Origin of the sequence: Rhodococcus sp. H36-A4 (assembly GCF_027158005.1) — a bacterium.
Taxonomy (GTDB): Bacteria; Actinomycetota; Actinomycetes; order Mycobacteriales; family Mycobacteriaceae; genus Rhodococcoides.
The window spans coordinates 1-5955 of sequence record NZ_JAPVLQ010000018.1 but is presented as its reverse complement, the minus strand read 5'-3'; the positions used below and the strand labels follow the sequence as shown (position 1 = coordinate 5955).

General features: G+C 60.5%; 1 protein-coding gene. It reads right to left on the bottom strand.

The features are described from left to right. On the bottom strand, nucleotides 1-5955 hold a 5955-nt coding region (locus tag O1W68_RS21440; protein WP_269307023.1), incomplete at both ends, for an amino acid adenylation domain-containing protein.

Here is a 5955-nt window from a genome sequence, read left to right as displayed (position 1 = left end):
CACCCACCAACTCCACATCACCCACCACCACAGACGAATCACCCACCACAGCACGCAACACACTCACCAAACGCTCCGCAAAACCATCCACCGTCGACCGATCGAACAAATCCGTCGCAAACGTGAACTCCGCGTTGATCTCTGCCGGACGGCCGTCCGCGGTCGTGCCGTCGAAGATGGTCAATTGGAGATCGGTCTTGGCCAGCGGCGAATTGACATCGACCGGAGCAAGCGTCAACCCCGGTAGTTCGAGGCTGGCTCGGGTCATGTTCTGGAACGACAGACCGACCTGGAACAACGGGTTTCGGGCCGTCGACCGAACCGGGTTGAGCACCTCCACCAACCGCTCGAACGGCACATCCGCATGCGCGAACGCCTGCAGATCGGTTTCCCGGGTCTGCGCCAACAACTCCTCGAACGTCATCGAAGAATCGACCCGACTACGGAAGACCAAGGTGTTGACGAACATCCCGATCATGTCGTCCAACGCTTTGTCCCCGCGACCAGCGACCGGAGTGCCCACGGCAATATCCGATACATTCGACAACCTGGCGAGCAATACTGCGAATGCAGCGTGCATCGTCATGAACAATGTCGTGTGGTGCCTGCGTGACAGTTCCAGAAGCGCACCGTGGAGCTCTGCATCCACGGTGAACCGAACGGAATCGCCACGGAAGCTCTGATGCGCGGGTCGAGGTCGATCCGACGGCATGTCCAGCTGGTCCGGCAGCCCGGCCAGTGCGGCCTTCCAATACGACACCTGCTGCGAGGCAATTGAATCCGGATCTTTCTCGCTACCGAGGGTCTCGCGCTGCCACAACGCATAGTCGGCGTACTGCACCGGCAACGGAGCCCAACCAGGGGCCTCACCGGCAGAACGCGCCGCATACGCCACCATCACATCACGTACGAGGGGCGCCATCGATGCACCATCCGCGGACACGTGATGGATGACGAACGCAAGGACGTACTCGTCGTCTGCCAACTTGAACAGCTTCGCGGCCCGCGGAATCTCAGTTGTAACGTCGAAGGCAGTCATCATCAGATCGATGACGCGACGCCGGATGTCGACCTCCTGGACATCGACGACCGCCAGGTCTGCATCCGCCTCTTCGACGTGCAAGATTTCCTGGCGTGGACCGTCCAGCGAATCCGGATAGATCGTACGAAGAGACTCGTGGCGCGCAATGAGGTCCATCATGGCTGCCTCGAGGGCTGCGACGTTCAGTTCACCACTCAGCCGGACTGCGAACGGAATATTGTCCACTGCCGATGTAGTGTCGTACTGGTTGAGGAACCAATAGCGCTGCTGCGCAAGCGATAGCGGAATCCGCTCCGGTCTTGCCACTGCGATGAGCGCCCGCACGCTGCCACTACCGACCTGGCTGGCGATGCGCGTGGCGAGGTCGGCGACGCTGGACGCCTCGAACAGCTCGCGCACGCCGATCTTCGTGTTGAGAACCTGCCCCAACCGGGAAACCAATTGAGTCGCGATCAACGAGTTGCCACCGAGTTCGAAGAAGTCGTCGTCGAGTCCTACTCGCTCGAGACCGAGAACTCCCGCGAAGGTATCGGCAACGATTTCCTCCACCGGTGTGGTGGGTGCGCGGAACTCCTTGATCACCGCAACAGGGGCCGGCAACGCCGTGCGATCGAGCTTCCCGCTCGATCCGAGCGGAAACTCCTCGAGCTCGACGAAAACGGACGGCACCATGTACTCGGCCAACTTGGAGCCGAGGGCAGCTCGAACCGACGCGCTGTCGAAGTCCGCAGCGTCCGTGACGACGTAGGCAACCAGTTGCTCATCTCGGACCAATACCGCCGCCTGAGAAATCGAGTTCTGTTCCAGCAGAATGGTCTCGATCTCGCCGAGCTCGATGCGCAAACCGCGGAGCTTGACCTGGAAGTCACTGCGACCCACGTAGTCGAGCTCACCGCGAGCGTTCCACCGAACGACATCACCCGTTCGGTAGAGCCGCTCACCTCGAGCGCGGGCCTCCGGCACCGGATGCGCGACGAACCGATCTGCTGTCAGGTCGGGACGGCCGACGTATCCGCGCGCCAACTGCACGCCCGCGAGATAGAGCTCTCCCTCGACCCCAACGGGCACTGGAGAAAGGCGACGATCCAACACGAAGACACGGGTGTTCCACACTGGTGCACCAATGGCGATGACCGACTCGTCCGGCCGCACCTCATGGAAGGTGACGTCGACCGCTGCTTCTGTCGGGCCGTACAGGTTGTGCAGCGAAATGTGCGGCAGGGCTGAGAACACTCGCTGGGCTGTGGCCGCCGGAAGAGCTTCGCCGGATGCGAATATCATCCGCAGACTCGGCAATCGAGTCCCGCGCGCCTCGAGTTCGGAGACGAAGACCGCAAGCATCGACGGAACGAAGTGCATGGTGGTCACGGATTCGTCGGCGATCAGCCGGGCGAGATAGTTCGGATCGCGATGACCGTCGGGAATCGCGACGACGACGGAAGCACCCACCTGAAGCGCCCAGAAGAACTCCCAGACGGATACATCGAAGGTGAATGGAGTCTTCTGCAAGACCACGTCGCTACCAGTGAGTTGGTAAGTGTCCTGCATCCACAGAAGTCGGTTGACGATCGCCTCATGCGAAACCGCCACACCCTTCGGCCGACCCGTCGACCCCGACGTGAAAATCACATACGCCGCATTCGACCCCCGCAACACCGACAACCGCTCACCATCCCCCACAACCTCACCCGAAAAACCAGACACATCCAACGAACCCACATCCACCACCGACACACCACCACCAGCAAACACACCCACATCCCCACCACCAGAAACCAACACCAACACCGGAGACGCCACCTCGACGATGAACCCATTACGCTCCGCCGGCTGATCCGGATCCAAAGGCACATACGCACCACCCGCCACCACCACCGCATACATCCCCACCAACAAATCCACCCCACGCCGCATACCCAACCCCACCAACACCTCAGGACCCACACCCTCACCGATCAACCACCGAGCCAAACGAAACACCCGCTCCCCGAACTCCCCATACAACAACCGCTCACCCCCGAACACCACCGCCACCGCACCCGGAACCTCCACCACCCGATCAACAAACAACGACGCCAACGACACCCCACCGGAACCCGAAACACCCTCCAACACACGAGAAGTCCCATTCCACCCCGACACCACAACATCACGCTCGGCAACACCCAACACACCAATATCACCCACCACCACAGACGAATCCGCCACCACCGCCTCCAACACCCGAACAAACCGCTCCGCAAACAACACCATCGTCGACTCATCGAACAAGTCCGTCGCATACGTCAACGTCGCCGACAACCCCGCAGCACCACCATCGGCATCGAACAACTCCGTCACCGTCACCTGCACATCGAACTTCGCAACCGCAACATCGAAATCAACCGCCGACACCGACAACCCCGGCAACTCCAGCGAAGACCGCTCCAAATTCTGGAACGACAACATCACCTGAAACAACGGATGACGCCCCTGCGACCGAGCAGGATTGAACACCTCCACCAAACGCTCGAACGGCACATCCGCATGCCTGAACGCCCCCAAATCTCGCTCACGCACATCCCGAACCACATCAGCAAACGACCAATCCGAACCAAACACCGTCCGCAACACCAACGTATTGACAAACATCCCGATCACATCATCGAGAGCAGCCTCACCACGCCCCGCCACCGGCGTACCCACCGCCACATCATCAGACCCCGACAACCGCGACAACAACACCGCCAACGCCGAATGCACCACCATGAACAACGACGCATTCAACTCCCGCGCCACCACACTCAACCCACGATGCACACCCGCATCCACCGAAAACACAACATTCGCACCACGATTGGACGCCACAACAGGACGAACCCGATCAGAAGGCAAATCCAACTGATCCGGCAAACCCTCCAACGCCGACCGCCAAAACGACACCTGCTGCGACAACAACGAATCCGGCTCCGACTCCGACCCCAACACCGCACGCTGCCACAACGCATAATCGGCATACTGCACCGCAAGAGGAGCCCACCCCGGCTCCTCACCCGAAGCCCGCGCCACATACGCACCCATCACATCCCGCGTCAACGGCCCCATCGAAAAACCATCAGCCGCAATATGATGCACCACAAACACCACAACAAACTCCGAACCCACACCACCCGAACCCACAACCTCGAACAAACGAGCCCGAAACGGCACCTCCGCCGTCACATCGAACCCAACAGAGACGAACTCGCGCAGTCGATCGGCGAGCTCAGCCGCTGTGACGCGTTGTGGAGTCATATCGGGACTGACGATGGCGGTCGGCAAAATCTCCTGAGTGCCTGCGCCGTCGATGTCCGGGTAGACGGTGCGTAGTGACTCATGGCGGGTAAGCACGTCGTCGACTGCGCGTCCGAGCGCAGCGACGTCGAGCTCACCGGTCAGCCTGATCGCCACCGGAATGTTGTTCACTGCAGAAGCAGTATCGAACCGGTTCAGGAACCACATCCGCTGCTGCGCCAACGACAACGGAACAACATCCGGCCGCTCCTGCGCCACCAGCGCAACACGTGCACCTGCTCCGACTTGAGACTCCACCAACGACGCCAACGCACCCACCTTCGGCGCATCGAACAGAATCCGCACCGGAAGTCGTGTGTCGAGTGCCGCACCCAAACGAGACACCAACTGCGTCGCAATCAGCGAGTTACCACCAAGCTCGAAAAAATCATCATCGAGACCCACACGCCCCAGACCCAGCACCCCCGCAAAAGTCTCCGCCACAATCTCTTCCACCGGCGAAGTAGGCGCCCGGAACTCCCTGACCGCCACGACCGGATCCGGCAACGCCTTACGATCGAGCTTCCCACTCGACCCCAACGGAAACTCATCCACAACGATGAAATTGGACGGCACCATATAGGCAGGTAACCGCAAAGCCGCTGCGGCAGTGACGTCGTCGATGTCAACAGTCATGTCGGGCTCACCGAGCAGATACCCGACCAATTGATCATTCCGAACCAGCACTACGGCGCGGCACACCGAGGACGCGTCGGTCAGTACAGCCTCGATCTCACCCAACTCGATACGCAAACCACGCAACTTCACTTGGAAATCGGTACGCCCCAGATACTCGATCTCGCCGTCCCGCGTCCACCGAACCAAGTCCCCGGTCCGATACAGACGCGAACCCTGCGTTTCAGAGTTTGCAAACGGATCCGCCACAAAAGCACCAGCAGTCAAGTCCGGCCGAGCTACGTATCCCCGGGCAACCTGAGGACCAGAGAGATAGAGTTCGCCCGCTACTCCGACAGGCACCGGATGCAGACGCTCGTCGAGAACCAACGCACGCGTATTCCATACCGGCTTACCGATGGTGACAGTTCCGAGCGCGGAATTCACTGCGCCCTCGGTGGCATGCACCGTGAACTCCGTCGGACCGTACAAGTTGTGCAAAGCCACACCCGGCAAAGCACGCTCGAAAGACCGCACCACCGACATCGGCAACGCCTCACCCGCCGCCAGAACCACCCGCAACGACCCGAACGAATCCGACTCGAAACCAGCCGTCTCCGCCACGAACACCGACAACATCGACGGGACAAACGAAGTCATAGTGACCGCCTCATCAGCAATCACCTGCGCCAAATAACGAGAATCACGATGACCATCCGGGGCCGCCAACACCAAACGCCCACCCGAAAGCAACGTACCGAACAACTCCCACAACGACACATCGAAGGTCACCGGCGTCTTCTGCAACACCACATCCGCCGCACCCAACCCGAACCGCCCGGTAAGCCAAGAGATCTGATTGACGATCGCCTCATGCGAAACCGCCACACCCTTCGGCCGACCCGTCGACCCCGACGTGAAAATCACATACGCCGCATTCGACCCCCGCAACACCGACAACCGCTCACCATCCCCCACAACCTCAC